This window comes from Paraburkholderia sp. CNPSo 3274 (assembly GCF_024206475.1).
GTDB lineage: Bacteria > Pseudomonadota > Gammaproteobacteria > Burkholderiales > Burkholderiaceae > Paraburkholderia.
In genome coordinates this window covers 89,603-107,580 of sequence record NZ_JAMBPR010000004.1, presented here as the reverse complement: position 1 = coordinate 107,580, position 17,978 = coordinate 89,603, and the positions used below count along the sequence as shown (strand labels likewise).

The window sequence follows — 17,978 nt, the reverse complement described above, 5'->3', positions numbered from 1 at the left end:
TCATGTCGGCGCTCCTGATACGGCGGCGGCTTTGGGTGCTGCATGAGACGCAATAGGCACCCACGCGGTGACGAGCGTATGGCCAGGCTGCGAGGTGATGTCGAGGCGGCCGCCCAGCGACTCCAGGCGTTCGCGCATGTTGCGCAGGCCCAGACCCGCGCGCGGGTCGGCCAGCGCGTACGCCACGTCGAAGCCGCGGCCGTTGTCGGCAATGCCAAGCGTCACGCCGCTCGCGGCGACCTCCAGCGTGAGCGCGGCGCGCGCCGCTTGCGCGTGCCGCACGATGTTGGTGAGCGCTTCCTGCGCAATGCGAAAGAGTACGGTGTTGACGGCGTCCGGCAGCGCGGGGACTTGCGCCTTTCTACTCGCTGGCTTCGGCGCGGTTTGCGTGAAGGCGATCTCGATGCCCGTTTGCTCGGCCAGTTCGCGCGTGAGTTGCTCCAGCGCGGCGGCGAGGCCCAGGTCGTCGAGCATCGAGGGGCGCAGTGCGTGCGAGATGCTGCGCACTTCGCGCAGCGTGTCGGAAAGACGTGAGAGGCCGGTGGCGAGCGATGCTTCGGCTGCAGGCACGCGCGTTTCGCCGCGCTCGAAGCGTGCCAGCGCCGACTCCAGCAGCAGCTTCACCGACACGAGCATCTGGCTGATGCCGTCGTGCAGTTCGCGCGAAAGCCGCGCCCGCTCCTGCTCCTGCGAGTCGACCACCTGTTGCGCGAGGCGCTTGAGTTTGGCGTCGGTGCTGCGGTGCTCGCTCACGTTGAGCACGAGCGCACCGAGCGCGATCACGAGCACGCCTGCAAGTGCGATCACGCCGAGCCATTGAATGGTGTGCTCGATATTCGCGGAAGCGCGCTCGTCGATGTGCGCGAGCGTCGAATCGACGTCGTCGAGATAGATGCCGGTGCCGATCATCCAGCCCCAGCGCGGCAGCGGCACGACATAGCCGAGCTTGGGCGCGAGCTTGCCCGTGGACGGCCTGTGCCACATATAGCGCACGTAGCCGCCGCCGCGCTGGGCCGCGGCAATCAGTTGCTGGATCGTGAGCGCGCCCTGCGGGTCGCGCAGGTTCCAGAGATCCTGGCCGACGAGCGCGGGCTCGCGCGGATGCATGAGCGAGCGTCCGTGCATGTCGTAGACGAAGAAATAGCCGTCGGGGCCGAAGTCCATCTTCTGCAGCACGGCTAGCGCGGCTAGCTGGCGGTCGGCTTCGCTCTCTGGCGCGGGCAACGCGGCGCTGGCGTTTTCCTCGGGTGCGTAGAGCGGCGCGATGGCGCTCGTGGCCAGCTCCACGTAGTGGCGCAGCTCGATCTCCTTGCTCGACAGATAGGCGCTCTGCACGGTTGCGTGTTGCGTTTGCGCGAGCTGCGTGGCCTGCTGGCGCACGCCGATCCCGATGCCGGCAATGGCCGCGAGGAACGGTACGACCGCGAGCAGGAAGATTTTCGTCTTCAGGCGGCGGTCGGCGAAGAAAAATGGGGCGGGCATGACGGTGTTCGGAAGCTGAGTCTGCAAGCATAACCGGGCGCGCGCGGCAGAGGCGGCAATCCACGCGGCCTTCAAGACGGTGCTCTTGCACGACGCGTTGCACGGCAGGTACGACTATCGTTGAGCGCGCAACGAATTGTTGTCTTTCCTACGTAGTTCTACGTAGCGCGCTTACGTAGTTGTCCGGTTGTGGCTGACGGCCTGAAAGCGAATACTACCGCCCACGACATGGCGCAATGCGTCATGCACGCGCCAGTATCAACCGGCGCCTGGGCCCGGTCCTGATGCCGGGCGAAAAAGTAAAACCATAAAATGGAGACACCGCATGAGTCGGACATCCGGTTTTGTCGTCTGGACGCTGGTCGCGCTGCTTGGCGCCTTCGCGTTCGGCACCATCGCGCTCGCGCACGGCGAGCGAATCAGCGCACTGTGGATCGTGATCTGCGCCGTGTGCGTCTATCTGATCGCGTATCGCTTCTATAGCCGCTTCATCGCCACGCATGTGCTACAGCTCGACGGCCTGCGCATGACGCCGGCCGTGCGCCACAACGACGGGCTCGACTTCGTGCCCACCAACAAATACGTGCTGTTCGGCCATCACTTCGCGGCGATCGCGGGTGCGGGTCCGCTCGTGGGCCCCGTGCTGGCCGCGCAGATGGGCTACATGCCCGGCATGCTCTGGATTCTCGCGGGCGTGGTGTTCGCGGGCGCCGTGCAGGACTTCGTGGTGCTGTTCCTCTCCACGCGCCGCGACGGCCGCTCGCTCGGCGACCTCGTGAAGATGGAACTCGGCCCGGTGCCCGGCGTGATCGCGCTGTTCGGCACCTTCCTCATCATGATCATCATTCTCGCGGTGCTCGCGCTGATCGTGGTGAAGGCGCTCACGAATTCGCCGTGGGGCACGTTCACGGTGGCCGCGACGATTCCCATCGCGATCTTCATGGGCCTCTACGTGCGCTACATCCGCCCGGGCAAGATCGGGGAGATCTCGATCATCGGTTTCGTCCTGCTGATGGCTTCCATCGCCTTCGGCCAGCACGTGCATGATTCGCCCACGCTCGCAGCCTGGTTCACATTCACCGGCACGCAGCTCACCTGGATCCTGATCGGCTATGGCTTCGTCGCTTCGGTGCTGCCGGTGTGGCTCCTGCTCGCGCCGCGCGACTACCTCTCGACGTTCCTGAAGATCGGCACGATTCTCGCGCTGGCGATCGGCATTCTGATCGTCGCGCCGGAACTGAAGATGCCGGCCTTCACGAAGTTCATCGACGGCACGGGCCCGGTCTGGTCGGGCAACCTGTTCCCTTTCCTCTTCATCACGATCGCGTGCGGCTCGGTCTCGGGCTTCCATGCGCTGATCTCGTCGGGCACGACGCCCAAGCTGCTCGATAACGAAACCAACGCGCGCTTCATCGGTTACGGCGCGATGCTGATGGAATCGTTCGTCGCAATCATGGCGCTCGTGGCCGCCTCGGTGATCGAGCCGGGTGTGTACTTCGCGATGAACGCACCGCTCGCCGTGCTCGGCACGACGCCGGACGCCGTTGCGCACACCGTGGGCCAGTGGGGCTTCATGCTCACGCCTGAAATGCTGACGCACACCGCGCAAGCCGTGGGCGAAACGACCATCGTGGCGCGCGCAGGTGGCGCACCGACGCTGGCCGTGGGCATGGCCCAGATCCTGCACCAGGTGATCGGCGGCGAAGCGATGATGGCGTTCTGGTATCACTTCGCCATCCTGTTCGAAGCGCTCTTCATCCTGACCGCTGTTGACGCGGGCACGCGTGCGGGCCGCTTCATGCTGCAGGACCTGCTTGGCACGTTCCACCCTTCTTTGAAGCGCACGGAGTCGCTGCCCGCAAACCTGATCGCCACGGGCTTGTGCGTGGCCGCGTGGGGCTACTTCCTCTATCAAGGCGTGGTCGATCCGCTTGGCGGCATCAACACGCTGTGGCCGCTCTTCGGCATCTCGAACCAGATGCTCGCCGGTATCGCGCTGATGCTCGCAACCGTCGTGCTCTTCAAGATGAAGCGCGAGAAGTTCGCATGGGTCACGGCACTGCCCACGGTGTGGCTCCTCATCTGCACGCTCACGGCGGGCTGGCAGAAGATTTTCGACAGCAACCCGAAGGTGAGCTTCGTCGCGCACGCACAGAAGCTCTCGGCGGCGATCGCGGAAGGCAAGGTCGTCGCGCCCGCCAAGTCGCTCGAGCAGATGCAGCGCATGGTCTTCAACGACTACGTCGATGCAGCGCTCTCGGGCCTGTTCATCTTCGTGGTGGTGAGCATCGTCGTGTATGGCCTGATCGCGATTGCGCGTGCGCGCCGTATCGATCGTCCGACCGTGCAGGAAACGCCGTATCAGGCGATGCCGGCTGGCGGCGCGGCGGCCGTGACGAATCGCGTGCATTGATCGACGTTACTGAACGGAGCACACCATGTTCTCGGGACTTCGCGACAACGTACAGACGGCCGGGCGCTATCTCGGCCAGGCCATGCGTTTGATGGTCGGCTTGCCGGACTACGAGGGCTACGTCGCGCATGCGCGCGAGACGCATCCCGACCGCCCGGTCATGACCTATGAGGAGTTTTTCCGCGAGCGGCAAAACGCCCGGTATGGGTCGGGCTCAGGGAAGTGCTGCTAACTCCCGACTGAGCGGATACGTTCAGCACGAGGCGCGACGGCGAAGGCCGTCGCGCTTTTTTTACGTCTGTAATCTTCGCGGCTCGGCGTTCGATCAAAAAGCACTCAATTCTCGCAGTGCGGTTGCCGTTAACTTTTACGAAGTTCCACACCCATTCGACGCATGACCCCGCGCGCGGGGCACGCACGGATTCGAATCGTCGGGAATCGGACTGCGCGTTTGCCACGAGGGCAACGCTGCATCTTCAACAGTTACGCCGTAAGGTGTACGAATCAAAGAACTTCTCATGATCTTGCATCGAATTGGCGCAGCATGGCTTGCGGCCGCTCTCACCGTAACGGTTACGCCCGTTTGCGAAGCGCAATACTCCACCGACTGGATTGCGAACACCTACGGCACCAACGCGACGCACGTAGGCAACGTGGCCCGCTCGATGTGGGTCGCGCCCGAAGGCGTCATCTATACGTCGTCGATGTGGGATGAAAACGAAGGCGGCGTGGCGATTTACCAGAACGGTCAGAGCCTGGGCTCGATCGGCGGGCACGGCGACTTCCAGGGCGGCGCGATCACAGGCAACGCGACTTCGCTGTTCGTCGCGATGCAGTACAACGCGACGTATGGCAGCGGCAACATCGGGCGATACAACCGCACGAGCGGCGCGCGCGACCTGCTCATCGCCGTGAGCGCCGATACGACCGAAAAGCTCGCTGATGTCATCACCGGACTCGCGACCTCAGGCTCGCTGCTCTACGTGAGCGATTTCCCCGGCAACCGCGTGCGCGTGTACACCACGGACGGCGTCTGGCAACGCGATATCGGCGTGGCGGGCCCGGGTGCGCTGACGCTCGACGCGAGCGGCAACCTCTGGGTCGCCCAGAAGAGCGCGGGCGCCGTGCTCGAATTTAGCGCCGGCGGTCAGCTCCTGAACACCATCCAGCTGGCGTCCACGGCGCGGCCGTCGTCGCTGTATTTCGATTCGCAGACCTCACAGTTGATGATCGGCGACTCGGGTCCCGACATGAACATCAAGACCTTCAGCGTCGCGGGCACGCCTTCTCAAACCGGCACGTTCGGCATTCCGGGCGGCTATCTCGACACGACCACGGGCATCAAGGGGCAGGTGGGCGACAAGCGCTTTACGCGCGTGGTCGGCATCGGCAAGGATTCCGCGGGCACGCTGTACGTGCTGAACAATCCGTGGGGCGGCTCGTGGGACCTCGGCCGTAACGGCGGCACCGATCTGCAGGCTTACGACGGCACCGGCACGCTGCGCTGGAAGCTTCAGTCGCTCAATTTCGAAGGCAACGCGGCGCCGGATCCGGGCACCGACGGCGCGCTTTTCTACGGCGGCGTGAACCTCTATTCGGGCACGGCTGGCGGCACTTTTGTTGCCAACACCATTGACCCAATCACGTATCCGTCCGATCCGCGCATCAATCTCGCCGACACCGCGCGAGGCGAGCATTTCGCGCAGGTGGCGAGCGTGGGCGGCCAGCGCATTCTCGTGGCTGCCGGCCAGAACCCCGATACGTTCTACTTCTTCCACTTCAACGCGGCGAGCGGCTATATCGCCATTCCGGACTACACGCTGCCGGGGTCGGCGTTCAATACGACGGCCCCGGTGCGCAACGGCTTTTGTCTCGACAGCAAGGGCGACCTCTGGGTTGGCCTCGACAAGACCAACGTCATTTCGCACTACCCGCTGACCGGCTTCGACTCGACCGGCAAGCCGCTCTGGGGCGCCGCGATCACCACGCCGATTCCCGCCACGATCTCGCGGCTCACGCGCATCGTCTACCTGCCCGAAAGCGACACGATGATACTCACGGGTGAGGACGCGAGCATTGCCGACTGGACGGCGGTCGGCACGCGCGTCGAGGTGTATCACGGCTGGCTCGCCGGCAATACGAGCGCGCCGAATCCGGTGATCACGCTCACGAGTGCGAATCCCAAATCGATTGCGGCCGCCGGAAACTATCTGTTCGTAGGCTACGTGCACACCGTGCCGAACATCGATGCGTTCAACCTCACCACGGGCGCGATCGACACGACGCTCATCAATAGCAACCCGAACGCGGTGTACGTCGGCAACGACGTGGATTCGATGTATGGCCTGCGCGCGTATCTGCGCTCGACTGGCGAGTATGTCGTGACGAAGGATGACTACAACGCTGCGAGCGCGGTGGTATATCGCTGGACGCCGGTGGTGGCGAGCGCGACCACAGCGAACGCAGCGATGTCGCCATTCAGTGCGAAGTGAAAAAAAGACAAAGGGCACAACGGCTAAAACCGTTGCGCCCTTTTTGCTTTTCATCCGCCTGTGGCGGAAACCGCTTTAGCTAGCCGCGACCGTAGCCGGCTTCTTGGTCTTGGCCGCGATCTTGATCTCTTCGAGCTTGATCTCGACGTGACGCGAGAACACGTATTCAGCCGGACGCGCGCCCTCGAGCGGGATGTCCTTCACGAATGCGCCTTCGGTCTTCGGGCCGCTTATCGCGACCTTCAGCGCCTTGAGCGGATGCGCGACTGTGTCCATCACGGCGGTGGCCTCGAAGCCGCAGTGGACCATGCAGTCCGCGCACTTCTCATACTTGCCCGTGCCGTACTTGTCCCAGTCGGTGGTTTCCATCAGTTCCTTGAAGGTCTTCACGTAACCTTCGCCGACCAGATAGCACGGCTTTTGCCAGCCGAACACCGTGCGCGCCGGGTTGCCCCACGGCGTGCATTCGTAGGTCTGGTTGCCGGCCAGGAAGTCGAGGAACAGGCTCGACTGGCTGAACGACCACTTCTTGCCGTTGTTGCCGCGCTTGAAGATTTCGCGGAACAGGTTCTTGGTCTTGTCGCGGTTCAGGAAGTGCTGCTGGTCCGGCGCGCGCTCATACGCATAACCCGGCGACACCGTGATGCCGTCCACGCCGATCTCGCCGACCGTGTCGAAGAACTTCGCCACGCGCTCGGGCACGGCGTCGTTGAACAGCGTGCAGTTGATGTTCACGCGGAAGCCGCGGCGCTTGGCTTCCTTGATGGCCGCGACGGCCTTTTCGTACACGCCTTCCTGCGAGACCGAGTGGTCGTGCGCTTCGCGGTCGCCGTCGAGGTGCACCGACCAGACGAAGTACGGGTTCGGCGCGTAATCGTCCATCTTCTTTTCCATGAGCAGCGCGTTCGTGCAGAGATACACGAACTTCTTGCGCGCCATGATGCCCTTCACGATCTGCGGCATTTCCTTGTGCAGCAGCGGTTCGCCGCCTGCGATGGAAACGACCGGCGCGCCGCACTCATCGACTGCCTCGAGGCATTCCTGCAGCGACAGGCGCTGGTTCAGGATGGGATCCGGATAGTCGATCTTGCCGCAGCCATTGCAGGCGAGATTGCAGCGGAACAGCGGCTCGAGCATGAGCGCGAGCGGATAGCGCTTGTTGCCGCTGAAATGCTGGCGAAAGATGTACGAGCCAACGCGGACTTTTTGTAGCAGCGGAATAGACAAAGCGTGTCCTCCTTAAACTTCGCGCGCGACGAGCGGTTGCAAGAGCTTCGACGGCAGCTTGAATTCGACTTTTTCTTCACGGCCCGCCATCGTCGACACCTCGACAGGCCCCAACGCGCGCAGCGCGTCAATGACGTTCTCAACCATTTCTTCAGGCGCCGATGCGCCGGCCGTGATGCCGACCGTTTGCACATTGGCGAACCACTCGGACTTCACTTCCGAGCCGTCGGCGACGAGGTAGCTCGGCACACCCGTTTCGCTGCCGATCTCGCGCAGACGATTCGAGTTCGAGCTGTTCGTCGCGCCGACGACGATCAGAACCTCCACCTGATCAGACAGTTCGCGCACCGCCGCCTGCCGGTTCTGCGTCGCGTAGCAGATGTCGCGCGTGTCCGGCCCGACGATGTCGGAGAACCGCGTGAGCAGCGCGTCGATGATGCCGCGCGTGTCGTCCACCGAAAGGGTGGTTTGCGTCACGTACGCGAGCGGTGCATCGAGCGGCAGATCGAGCTTCGAAACGTCGGCTTCGCTCTGCACGAGAAGCACGGCGCCGGGAATCTGGCCGATCGTGCCCTCCACTTCAGGGTGACCGGCATGGCCGATCAGGATCAGCGTGCGGCCCGCCGCGACGTACTGGCGGCCCTGCACATGAACCTTGGTGACGAGCGGACAGGTGGCGTCGAGCACGTCGAGGTCGCGTTCCTCGGCGGCGCGTTCCACGGTCTTCGCCACGCCGTGGGCGCTGAAAATCGCCACGGCGCCTTCCGGGACTTCGTCGAGCTCTTCCACGAAACGCGCGCCCTTGTTGCGCAGGTTTTCGACCACGTGACGGTTGTGGACGATTTCATGGCGCACGTAGACGGGCGCGCCGTGTTTCTGCAGTGCGCGATCGACGATTTCGATAGCGCGGACAACCCCCGCACAAAAGCCGCGGGGTTGGGCAAGGATCACTCGCATAAGGTGGCGAACTCCGACTGCCGCAGAAGGCGAGCGAATCGGTAAAAATGACCTGATCGCCTGCGGCTGTCTAATTATTAAGGATGCAAAAATCCGCCAAAGGGGTGACGGAGTAAAAACCAGACGCGCATTTTAACCCCTTCGCCTTTCGTTTGCTGTGTGGAGCACTCGCAGGTGCGGCGTGCGCGCGACGGCGGAGCCCGGTTAGCGTCCTTTTTTTTCCGAAAAGCCTGCTGCGTGGCGCTTCCACGGCCCGCGCAAAGCGCGTCGCGCACGCTGCGAAGGACGGCGCCCGGAGCAGGCATCCCGGCGTTGCGCGGTGCAACATACCACGGGAACCCTTAAAATGTCGCGTCCTGCGGGTTGCCTGGATGGCACCCGGGGATACGACCCCATTCTGGACGCCTCGATGGAACCCGACCACTACGACGATTTTCCGGTAGCGCGCGTACTGCTGCCGAAGGCGCTGCGCGTGCCTGTCGGCGTGATCTACCACGTCGCGCGCACGCTCGACGACATCGCGGACGAAGGCGACTGGAGCTCCGAGGAGCGCCACACGCGCCTAGCCGATTTTCGCGAAGGCCTGAACGCCGTGGCTGAAGGGCGTCCCGCGCGCGTGCACCCCATGCTGTTCGCGAAGCTCGCGGACGTGGTGCGCGAGTGCCGCCTGCCGCTCGCGCCGTTTTACGACCTCGTCGCGGCGTTCGATCAGGATATCGACACGACGCGCTACGCCGACCGCTTCGCGCTGCTGGACTTTTGCCGGCGCTCGGCGAGCCCGGTCGGCCATCTGATGCTGCATCTGATCCACGAAGCGACGCCCGAGAATCTGGCCGATTCCGACGCGATCTGCACCGCCTTGCAGCTCGTCACCTTCTTGCAGGACGTGAGCGCCGACTGGGCGCGCGGCCGCATTTACCTGCCGCTCGCAGATCTTCAGCGCTACGGCGTGACGGAGCCGCAAATTGCCGCTGGCGTCGTGGACGACGCCTGGCGCGGGCTGATGTCGAACGAAGTGGCGCGGGCGAAGGCGCTGATGGTAAGCGGCGCGCCGCTCGCACTGCGCGTGCCGGGGCGCTTCGGCCTCGAACTCTGTAGCGTCGTGCACGGCGGCCTGCGCATGCTCGAAGTCATCGAGCGTAACGACTACGATGTGTTCCGCGCGCGGCCTGCGCTGCGCGCACCCGACTGGGCCGTGGTGCTCCTGCGCACGGCGGCCATGTGGCTGTCGCGCCGCGTGGGCGTGCGCGCACCTTCGATCGAGAGTAACAACGCATGACTACGACCGTTCTGTTTGCCGTCTCCTGTCTCTCGCTGCTGATCTGGCTCGTGCTGCTGTTCGGGCGCGGCGGTTTCTGGCGCGCGCGCCCGGCCGAGCCGCTGCCGATCGTCGAGCCCGCGGACGGCTGGCCCGCCGCGTGCGCCGTGGTGCCGGCGCGCAACGAGGCCGACGCGATTGGCGAGGCCGTCAGCTCGCTGCTCCAGCAGGACTACGGTGGCGAGTTTCACGTGATCGTGATCGACGACCACAGCACCGACGGCACCGCGGAAGCCGCGCGCGCCGCCGCGCTCGCGCTGCAGTGCCCGGAAAAGCTCAGTGTGATTACCGCCAAGCCGCTGCCGGCGGGCTGGTCGGGCAAGGTGTGGGCGCAGTCGCAGGGTATCGAGGCGGTGCGCACGCTCAAGCTGCCCGCCGACTACCTGCTCCTCACCGATGCCGACATCGGTCATCCGCCCGAAGCGCTCGTGCAGCTCGTGGTGCGCGCGCAGGCCGAAGGCCGCGACCTCGTCTCGCTGATGGTCCGGCTGCGCTGCGATTCATTCTGGGAAAAGGCGCTGATCCCGGCCTTCGTGTTCTTCTTCGCGAAGCTCTATCCGTTCTCGTGGGTCAACAACCCGAAGAACCGCACGGCGGCCGCGGCCGGCGGCTGCATGCTGGTGCGCCGCCAGGCGCTCGAAGAGGCGGGCGGTATCGAGTCGATCCGCGCCGAGCTGATCGACGACTGCAGCCTTGCTGCGCGCATCAAGCATCGCGGCGAAGGGCATCACCCGATCCGGCTCGACGTTGCCGCGAAGAGCGTGTCGCTGCGCCCGTACGATTCGTGGAAGGACATCTGGAACATGATCGCGCGCACGGCGTTCACGCAGCTGCGCTACTCGGCGTGGCAGCTCGCGGGCACGCTTCTCGGCATGACGATCATCTATCTCGCGCCGCCCGTGGTCGCGCTCGTGCTCGGGCCGAAGGGCTGGCCCGCGTGGATCGCCTGGGCGCTGATGTGCTGCGCCTACTCGCCCATGCTTGCCTATTACCGGCGCTCGCCGCTGTGGGCGCCGTTCCTGCCGCTCGTCGCGCTGTTCTACGTCGGCGCGACGTTCGCTTCGGCGTGGCGCTTCTGGCGGGGCAAGGGCGGTCAGTGGAAGGCGCGTGTGCAGGCGCCCGTGCGTTGAGGCGCTCGTTGTCAGAGCAGCCCATGAAAAAAGCCGTCGATTTCGACGGCTTTTTCGTTTTGACGGTGTCCGCTCGCGCGTTAGCGCTGCGTGAGCATCATGTACATCTGCACGGCGATGTCGGGCGAGAACGTGAACGGCACCCAGCCGTGGCCCGTGTGGCGCAGCACCAGCAGACGGTCGCCGTTGGATTGTTTCTGCACGGCCATCATCGGATTCTTCGTCGATGCGAAACGCCAGCCTTGCGGAATGCCGGGCGGCGGTTCGGGCTGCATCGAAGCGCGTGCGTTCGACAGTTCCTCGATCATCTGGCCGACTTGCAGCGCGTTGAGCGTCACCGTCTGGCCGCCGATCGTCAGCGTGATCTCGTTCTGCGACGGGCGCGCCACGTGCAATTCGGGCTGCGCATGCGCAGCGTTGGCCGCCTCGGCAGCGGGTTCGATGGCTTCGGCAGTGTCGGTCACGGTTGCATTGGCGGCTTCAACGGTATCTGCGGGCGCGGCGGCGACGGCCGCATCCGCGGCCGTATCGACGGCAACGGATCGCGGCTGCTCAGCGACGGCTTGCTCCGCTTCGCTGCTTGCAACGGGAGATTCCTGCTGGGGAACTGCGGCGGCGCGTTCATCGGCGCGCGGTGCGTGCGCGGCGGCGGCGGCCTGAAGGAGCTGATCGACGCCCGCTTCGAGCACGCCAATCTGGTCTTGAAGATTCATTCGAGCTTCTCAGGTAAGACCTGCGATTTTACCCGTTGCTCGCGTGCATTGCCCTTCAGGCGTTGTACGCATGTTGCAAGAAAAGTTGTAACAGTTTCCTCAGCTTCCCTCATCTGGCGTTCAGATACCCGGCCTCGCGGAACCACGCGAGCGCGTCTTTCAAGCCCTCGCGATACGGCCGCGCGCGATAACCCAGCTCGCGTTCCGCCTTCGCCGACGTGAAATACATCTTGTTCTTCGACATCTTGAGCGCATCGACGGTCACGAACGGCTCGCGCTTCGTGAAGCGCGCCACGGCTTCCGCGCCCATCGCAAGCGGATAGAGCGGCCAGCGAGGCAGCGCGATCGTGGGCGGCTTGCGGCCCACCATGCCGGCGATATCAGTGAGCATCTGCTGCAGCGGCAGATTTTCGCCGCCGAGAATGTAGCGCTCGCCAATGCGTCCGCGTTCCAGCGCGAGGAAGTGGCCGTTCGCCACGTCGTCCACGTGCGCGAGGTTCAGGCCGGTGTCGACGAACGCGGGAATCTTGCCGGTGGCCGCTTCGACGATGATGCGGCCCGTGGGCGTGGGCTTCACGTCGCGCGGGCCGATCGGCGTGGACGGATTGACGATCACGGCGGGCAGGCCGTCGCGCTCGATCATGCGTTCCACGGCACGCTCGGAAAGCACCTTGCTGCGCTTGTACACGCCAATGGCCTGCTCGGGGGTAAGCGGCGAGGTTTCGTCGGCGGAGTTGCCCGAACTCGTGACCTTGAGCGTGGCCACGCTGCTCGTGTAGACGATGCGTTCCACACCCGCGTCGAGCGCCGCGCGCATGGTGGCTTCTGCGCCTTCGAGGTTGGCGCGCTCGATCTCGTGCGGATCGGGCGCCCAGAGGCGGTAGTCGGCGGCCACGTGGAAGAGGTAGCGCACGCCGTCGAGCGCACGGCGCATGGAGGCGGCGTCGCGCATGTCGCCGGTGACGATTTCGGCGTCGAGCGCTTCGAGGTTCTTGCGCGGGCTCGTCGCGCGCACCAGCACGCGCACGGCATAGCCCTTTTCCTGCGCGATGCGGGCGACGGCCGAGCCGACGAAGCCGGACGCGCCGGTGATCAGCACGAGATCGCGGTTGGCTCGGGAGGTGTCGGTCATTGCTGGGTCGTTTCCATGTTCGGTGTTGGCGCGGCGGCGTGGCACGGATTGTACGTGGCGCGGGCCCGGCGCGTGTGCGCGTTGGCGTCTACAATGCCGACCGTAAAGGATGCATGGAGAAACGAACAATGAGCGAACCGGATCTGGATACGCGCCTCGAAACGTACTACGTGCGCGTGCGCGGGACGGTGCAGGGCGTGGGTTTTCGTCATGCGACGGTGCGCCAGGCGCACGCGTTGCGCATTCGCGGCTACGTCGCGAACATGGAGGACGGCTCGGTCGAAGCCGTGATCCAGGGCACGGCGAACCAGGTGGACCGGATGCTTTCGTGGCTGCGCCACGGGCCGCCGGCCGCGCGTGTCAGTTCGGTGGAAAGCGAGGAACGCCTGAGCGAAAAACGTTACGAACGCTTCGAGCAGCATTAAGAATCGCCCGATAAAAAAGCGGTGCGCCAGGCATCTGGCGCACCGCTTTTTCGTTTCGGACGCCGCTTACTTCACGGCCAGCAGGCTCTCCGCGAATCCCCATTCCTTTTCGACCCACTGACGCGTGCATTCGAAGCCCGCGTCGGCGGCGATCGCCGGGATTTCGTCGGCGTGATATTTGTGGCTGCTCTCGGTCCAGATCGTCTCGCCTGCGCCGATCTCGACGGCGAGATTCGCCGAGTGCACCTCGGCGTGCACGTCGCGCTTCGCGCGCAGATGCATCTCGATGCTGCGCACGTCCGGATTGAAGCGCGCGACGTGCTCGAAGTCGTGCAGGTCGAAGTCGGCGTCCAGCTCGCGGTTGATGCGTGCAAGCAGGTTCAGGTTGAACGCGGCCGTGGCGCCGATGGCGTCGTCGTAGGCGGCGATCAGCGTGTCCACGGGCTTCACGAGGTCGGTGCCGAGCAGCAGCGTGTCGCCGGGGCGCAGCATCGCGCGGATGTCACGCAGGAAGCGCGTGGCCGCGAGGCGCGCGAAGTTGCCAATCGTGCTGCCGAGGAAGAGCACGAGCAGTTGCTCGCCCTCTTTGCGCTGGCGGCTCACTTCGGAAAGCCCGGCGAGATAGTCGCGCTCGTAGCCGACGATCGAAATGCGCTCGATGTCGGCCAGCTCGCGCCGGCACAGCTGGAGCGCGGTGCGCGAAATCTCGATCGGGCAATACGACGTGGGGCGCTTGCGGCATAGCGCTTCGAGAATGCGGCGCGTCTTGCGGCCGCTGCCGCTGCCGAGTTCGGCGACTTTCACGTCGGAGGGCAGCGCCTCGACGATTTCGGACGCGTAGCGCGTGAGCAGGCGCTCCTCGCTGCGCGTGACGCCGTATTCGGGCAGCACGGTGATGACCTCGAAGAGGGCCGAGCCGACTTCGTCATACAGATACTTCGACGGCAGTTCCTTTTGCGGCGAGCGCGTCAAACCTGCTCGCACTTCGGCGGCGAATGCGCTGGCGGCGGGTGAAAGGGCGAATGCGCGCGCGGGGTCGGCAACGGCGGGGCGGGGCGCAGAAAGTGGCATGCGGGCTCCAGGGGGCGTTGGACGTTGGGGACGGCGTCGTGAATCTCGGCGGCGGGCGTTGGCGTGGCGCTCCGGGATAAGCCAGGCGCGGCTCCTGCGGCCCCGGTGAAATCTCGCTCATCGAAGCGAATTCCAGCCGCGAATTCCAGCCGCGAATTCCAGCTGGTTAAGGCGACGGCGGGCTGGCGTGGCGAGACTTACGTTCTAGTCCATCGTTGCGCGATCTGCCGGACTAAATTGCTCGGCCGGCTCCTGGCCCGCGAGCGCGCACGGCGTGTGCCCGCCTTGTCCGGCGTGGGTTTGCGCCGCCTGCCGTCGCCAAAACGCGACTAGAATGCGGTCTCGCCGATGGTTTCGCCGGCCCGCGCCTTATTCAATATCCAATTCAAATGACAACGTTCTTACCCGCACGCGCGAAATCTACGCAACGCGCCGCTCGCGATCCCGTGGTTTTCGCTTTCCGTCCCTGCGCATCCCGATGAACCAGTACGAACCCCGGCGCGGCGTTGCGCTTTCCGTGGGCGCTTCGGCGCTGTTCGCGCTGATGTCGGCCTACACACTCTTGCTCGCGCCGCTCGGCGGCCTCGATATTTTCGCGTGGCGCGTGATCTGGACCGCGCCCGGCGCGCTGGCCCTGCTGGTGCTGCGCAAGCGCGCGCCGCAATTGCGCGCGCTCGTCGCGCGCATGGTGAAGGAGCCGCGCACCGCGCTCGCACTGGTGGCGAGCGCCGCGCTGCTGGGCTCGCAGCTGTGGGTGTTTCTGTGGGCGCCGCTGCACGGGCGCATGCTGGAGGTGTCGCTCGGCTATTTCCTGCTGCCGCTCATCATGGTGCTGGTGGGGCGCTTTTACTATCACGAGCGCCTCGAACCGCTGCAATGGCTCGCTGTGGCGTGCGCCGCCGTGGGCGTGGCGCACGAGTTGTGGGCTACGCACGCGTTCTCGTGGCCGACGCTGCTCGTCGCGTTCGGCTATCCGCCGTATTTCGTCCTGCGTCGCAAGATTCACGCGGATTCGCTCGTCACCTTCGCCGTGGAGATGCTGCTGCTCGTGCCGGTAGCGGTGATCGAAGTGCGCGCGGGCGGCTCGCTCGCGCTGCTCGACGCGCACAAGTTCCTCGCCTTCGTGCTGCTGCCCGGACTCGGCGTGCTCAGCACCGTCGCGCTCGCTTCGTACCTGAAGGCGAGCCGGCTGCTGCCGATGGCGCTCTTCGGCATCCTCGGCTATGTCGAGCCGGTGCTGCTCGTGATCGTTTCGGTAACGCTGCTAGGGGAGCACCTGGGCATGCGCCAGCTCGGGACTTACGTGCCGATCTGGCTCGCCGTCGTGCTCACGGCCGTGCACGCGGCGCGGCTCGTACGGTTCGAGCGCTGAGGAATTTGCAACGGCCGCTTACTGCCGCGCTTCCTGAGCGCGCGGCGCATTGATACGCGTCGGCCCCACCTTTGCCTCGATCGCCGCGCGCAGCTCAGGGCGCCAGCCGATGCTGAACAGCGCTTCGGCGAGCACGAAGAGCGGGCCGATCATGAGGCCGATGAGATCGTCGACGAAGGCCGGCTTGCGATGCTCCCACGCGATGTGCCCGACGAACTGGAAGATCCAGCCGACCACGAACAGCGCCACGCCGCCGCCTGGCCACGCGGCGGTGCCTTGCTGCGCGAGCCATGCGCCGAAGGCCACGCACGCGACGGAGACGACCGCCATCATGAGGCCGAGCGGCACGTCCAGCACGAGGTAGTAGATCGTCGCGGCGCCGAACAGGAGCCACGCGGGCGAGACGGGAACCGGTAGCCCGAACGCGATTGCAGGTCGCGAGAGCAACACCGCAAGCGCGAGCACGATGAGCGGAATGCCGACGAAATGGGTGCCGATGTTGCGCGCGTCGCGATGATAAGCCGCGTACTGGGTGAGTTGCTCGGTCAGGTTTCTCATGGGTGTCTCTCTGTCTCCAAAATCATTATGATCGTCGGGCTGACGAGCGCAAACCTTCGGCTAGCCGACAATTGCGCCGCTTTGTGATTCGCTTGCCCCCGCTTGCCCAGCCCCGATGACTTCACGTTCCGTCCCGCCAGTCACTGCCAGTTCGCCGTCCGCCGCCGCGCTCGAGCGCAGCGCGTGGTTTCGCGGCGCGCCCGAACCGTTGCGCGACGCGCTGCGCGCGGCGGGGCGCGTGCGCACGCTGCAGGCGGGCGAGCGCCTCTTCATGCGCGGCGCCGCCGCCGACGGTCTCTACTGCGTGCTGGAAGGCGCGGTGCGTGTGGGGGCGGCGAGCGTAGCGGGCCGCGAGGCGCTGCTCGCCGTGGTCGGCCCGGCGCACTGGTTCGGCGAGATCACGCTCTTCGATGGCGGGGCGCGTACGCACGACGCCTACGCCGAGCGCGACTCAACGCTCTTTCACGTGCCGCGCGCGGCGCTCGTGGCGCTGCTCGACGCAACGCCTGCATACTGGCACGCGTTTGGCCTGCTGCTCGCGCAAAAGCTGCGCCGCGCGTTCGACGCGATCGAGGAAACCGCGCTGCTGGGCGCTTCCGCGCGCGTGGCGCGCCGGTTGCTGCTGCTCTCGAACGAGTACGGCGAGGCGGCCGGCACGCAAGGTGTGCAGCACTCGCGCCGCGTGATCAACGTGCCGCAGGAGGATCTGGCGCTGATGCTCGCGCTCTCGCGGCAAACGGTGAACCAGATCCTCCGCCAGTTCGCGCGCGAGGGGTTGCTCGTGTTGCGCTACGGCGAAATCGAGATCGTCGATGCCGCGGGTCTGGCGTTAAACGCGCAATGACGCTCATGCTTCGGCGTCAATGCACGTCCATATCGATACACGTTGACGAATTACGTCAATATTGCAGAGCGTGCCTGGGCTGCGTTGCGGCAAGATAGCGTTTGCGCCGACAATGACGCCCGATCGGCGCGGCCAGTCGCGTCGCCTTTCCCTTCCACGCCAGTCTCATATCGCTTCATGAACGACCGCGTCGTCGCCGCATTCGACTTTGATGGCACCATCACCACGTCCGACAGCTTTCGCGCGTTCATGCTCGACGCCGCCGGCCCCGCCCGCTTCGCCGCCGCCGCGCTGCGCTGCCTGCCCTCGCTCATCGGCGTCCCGCTCGGCTGGTCGCCGCGCGGGCCGACCAAGGCGCGCTTCCTGTACGCCGCGATGGGAGCCGTGCGGCGCGAGGTGCTCGAAGCCGCCGCGCAGCGCTTCGTCGAGCGCCGTCTCCCCGCGCTGCTGCGCCCGGAAATGCTCGCGCGCGTGGCTGAACACCAGGCGCTCGGGCATGAGGTCGTGCTCGTGAGCGCGTCGCCGTCGATCTATCTGCGCATGTGGGCAAAGACGGTCGGCATCGGCACCGTGCTTTCGAGCGAACTCGAATGGCGCGATGGCGTGTACATGGGACATCTGGCGGGCAACAACTGCTGGGGCCCGGAGAAGGTCGCGCGGTTGCGCGCGTGGTGGGGGGAGAACGCGCCAGCTACGCTCTACGCTTATGGCGACAGCCGTGGCGACAAGGAAATGGCCGAGCTTGCGCAGTACGCGTGGATACGCGGCGAGTCGGCGCTGCCGCCGCTCGCGGTGGCGGGCGGCTTTGGCGCGGCGTGAATGGTTCGACGCGCTGCCTGAATGG

Annotated in this window: 16 protein-coding genes; 9 read left to right on the top strand and 7 right to left on the bottom strand. The window is 65.4% G+C overall.

What is annotated here, in order from left to right:
• Positions 1–1,482 (bottom strand): cache domain-containing protein, encoded by a 1,482-nt coding sequence (locus tag M3I54_RS03880; protein ID WP_254333179.1) that lies wholly within the window; start codon positions 1,480–1,482, stop codon positions 1–3.
• A gap of 325 nt (positions 1,483–1,807) precedes the next feature.
• Between M3I54_RS03880 and M3I54_RS03875 the strand changes: the two genes are divergently transcribed.
• The 3 genes from M3I54_RS03875 to M3I54_RS03865 all read left to right on the top strand — a co-directional run bounded on the left by M3I54_RS03875 (position 1,808) and on the right by M3I54_RS03865 (position 6,387).
• The gene (locus M3I54_RS03875; protein ID WP_254333177.1) at positions 1,808–3,895 is read left to right on the top strand and encodes a carbon starvation CstA family protein; all 2,088 of its coding nucleotides are present in this window, start codon (positions 1,808–1,810) and stop codon (positions 3,893–3,895) included.
• 25 nt (positions 3,896–3,920) lie between these two features.
• Positions 3,921–4,127, top strand: a complete 207-nt coding sequence (locus M3I54_RS03870) for a YbdD/YjiX family protein (RefSeq protein ID WP_254333175.1) — start codon at positions 3,921–3,923, stop codon at positions 4,125–4,127.
• A 286-nt stretch (positions 4,128–4,413) separates the two neighbouring features.
• On the top strand, positions 4,414–6,387 hold the full coding sequence (locus M3I54_RS03865) for an SMP-30/gluconolactonase/LRE family protein (RefSeq protein ID WP_254333173.1): 1,974 nt from the start codon (positions 4,414–4,416) through the stop codon (positions 6,385–6,387).
• 75 nt (positions 6,388–6,462) lie between these two features.
• On the opposite strand, the gene hpnH is transcribed toward M3I54_RS03865, so the two are convergent.
• Together hpnH and ispH are read right to left on the bottom strand one after the other, a co-directional pair.
• Positions 6,463–7,614: an adenosyl-hopene transferase HpnH gene (gene hpnH, locus M3I54_RS03860; RefSeq protein WP_254333171.1), complete on the bottom strand. Its 1,152-nt coding sequence runs from the start codon at positions 7,612–7,614 to the stop codon at positions 6,463–6,465.
• Between the two features lie 12 nt (positions 7,615–7,626).
• Positions 7,627–8,571, bottom strand: a complete 945-nt coding sequence (gene ispH / locus M3I54_RS03855; RefSeq protein WP_254333169.1) for a 4-hydroxy-3-methylbut-2-enyl diphosphate reductase — start codon at positions 8,569–8,571, stop codon at positions 7,627–7,629.
• A gap of 409 nt (positions 8,572–8,980) precedes the next feature.
• Between ispH and hpnC the strand changes: the two genes are divergently transcribed.
• Together hpnC and M3I54_RS03845 are read left to right on the top strand one after the other, a co-directional pair.
• Complete coding sequence (hpnC, locus tag M3I54_RS03850) at positions 8,981–9,850, top strand: squalene synthase HpnC (RefSeq protein WP_254333330.1); 870 nt, start codon at positions 8,981–8,983, stop codon at positions 9,848–9,850.
• Complete coding sequence (locus tag M3I54_RS03845) at positions 9,847–11,019, top strand: glycosyltransferase (RefSeq protein ID WP_254333168.1); 1,173 nt, start codon at positions 9,847–9,849, stop codon at positions 11,017–11,019. Before hpnC ends, M3I54_RS03845 begins: the two co-directional genes overlap by 4 nt.
• 80 nt (positions 11,020–11,099) lie before the next feature.
• Here M3I54_RS03845 and M3I54_RS03840 read toward each other — a convergent pair whose 3' ends face one another.
• Entirely contained in the window at positions 11,100–11,732 is a 633-nt protein-coding gene (locus tag M3I54_RS03840; RefSeq protein WP_254333167.1) for a hypothetical protein, read from the bottom strand.
• A gap of 109 nt (positions 11,733–11,841) precedes the next feature.
• Positions 11,842–12,864, bottom strand: coding sequence for a hopanoid-associated sugar epimerase (hpnA, locus tag M3I54_RS03835; protein WP_254333166.1), 1,023 nt, complete (start codon positions 12,862–12,864; stop codon positions 11,842–11,844).
• Between the two features lie 128 nt (positions 12,865–12,992).
• Here hpnA and M3I54_RS03830 point away from each other — a divergent pair, with 128 nt between their 5' ends.
• Positions 12,993–13,289 (top strand): acylphosphatase, encoded by a 297-nt coding sequence (locus M3I54_RS03830; RefSeq protein ID WP_254333165.1) that lies wholly within the window; start codon positions 12,993–12,995, stop codon positions 13,287–13,289.
• 66 nt (positions 13,290–13,355) lie between these two features.
• Here M3I54_RS03830 and egtD read toward each other — a convergent pair whose 3' ends face one another.
• Entirely contained in the window at positions 13,356–14,360 is a 1,005-nt protein-coding gene (gene egtD / locus M3I54_RS03825) for an L-histidine N(alpha)-methyltransferase (RefSeq protein ID WP_254333164.1), read from the bottom strand.
• Between the two features lie 478 nt (positions 14,361–14,838).
• On the opposite strand from egtD, the gene rarD reads away from it, so the two are divergent.
• The gene (gene rarD / locus M3I54_RS03820; RefSeq protein ID WP_254333163.1) at positions 14,839–15,732 is read left to right on the top strand and encodes an EamA family transporter RarD; all 894 of its coding nucleotides are present in this window, start codon (positions 14,839–14,841) and stop codon (positions 15,730–15,732) included.
• A gap of 18 nt (positions 15,733–15,750) precedes the next feature.
• Here the strand turns inward: rarD and M3I54_RS03815 are convergent, their stop codons facing one another.
• The gene (locus M3I54_RS03815; protein ID WP_254333161.1) at positions 15,751–16,290 is read right to left on the bottom strand and encodes a DUF962 domain-containing protein; all 540 of its coding nucleotides are present in this window, start codon (positions 16,288–16,290) and stop codon (positions 15,751–15,753) included.
• Between the two features lie 115 nt (positions 16,291–16,405).
• Here M3I54_RS03815 and M3I54_RS03810 point away from each other — a divergent pair, with 115 nt between their 5' ends.
• Positions 16,406–17,134 (top strand): Crp/Fnr family transcriptional regulator, encoded by a 729-nt coding sequence (locus M3I54_RS03810; RefSeq protein ID WP_254333159.1) that lies wholly within the window; start codon positions 16,406–16,408, stop codon positions 17,132–17,134.
• Positions 17,135–17,311: 177 nt separating this feature from the next.
• Positions 17,312–17,953: an HAD-IB family hydrolase gene (locus M3I54_RS03805; protein WP_254333158.1), complete on the top strand. Its 642-nt coding sequence runs from the start codon at positions 17,312–17,314 to the stop codon at positions 17,951–17,953.
• The last annotated feature ends 25 nt before the right edge of the window (positions 17,954–17,978 follow it).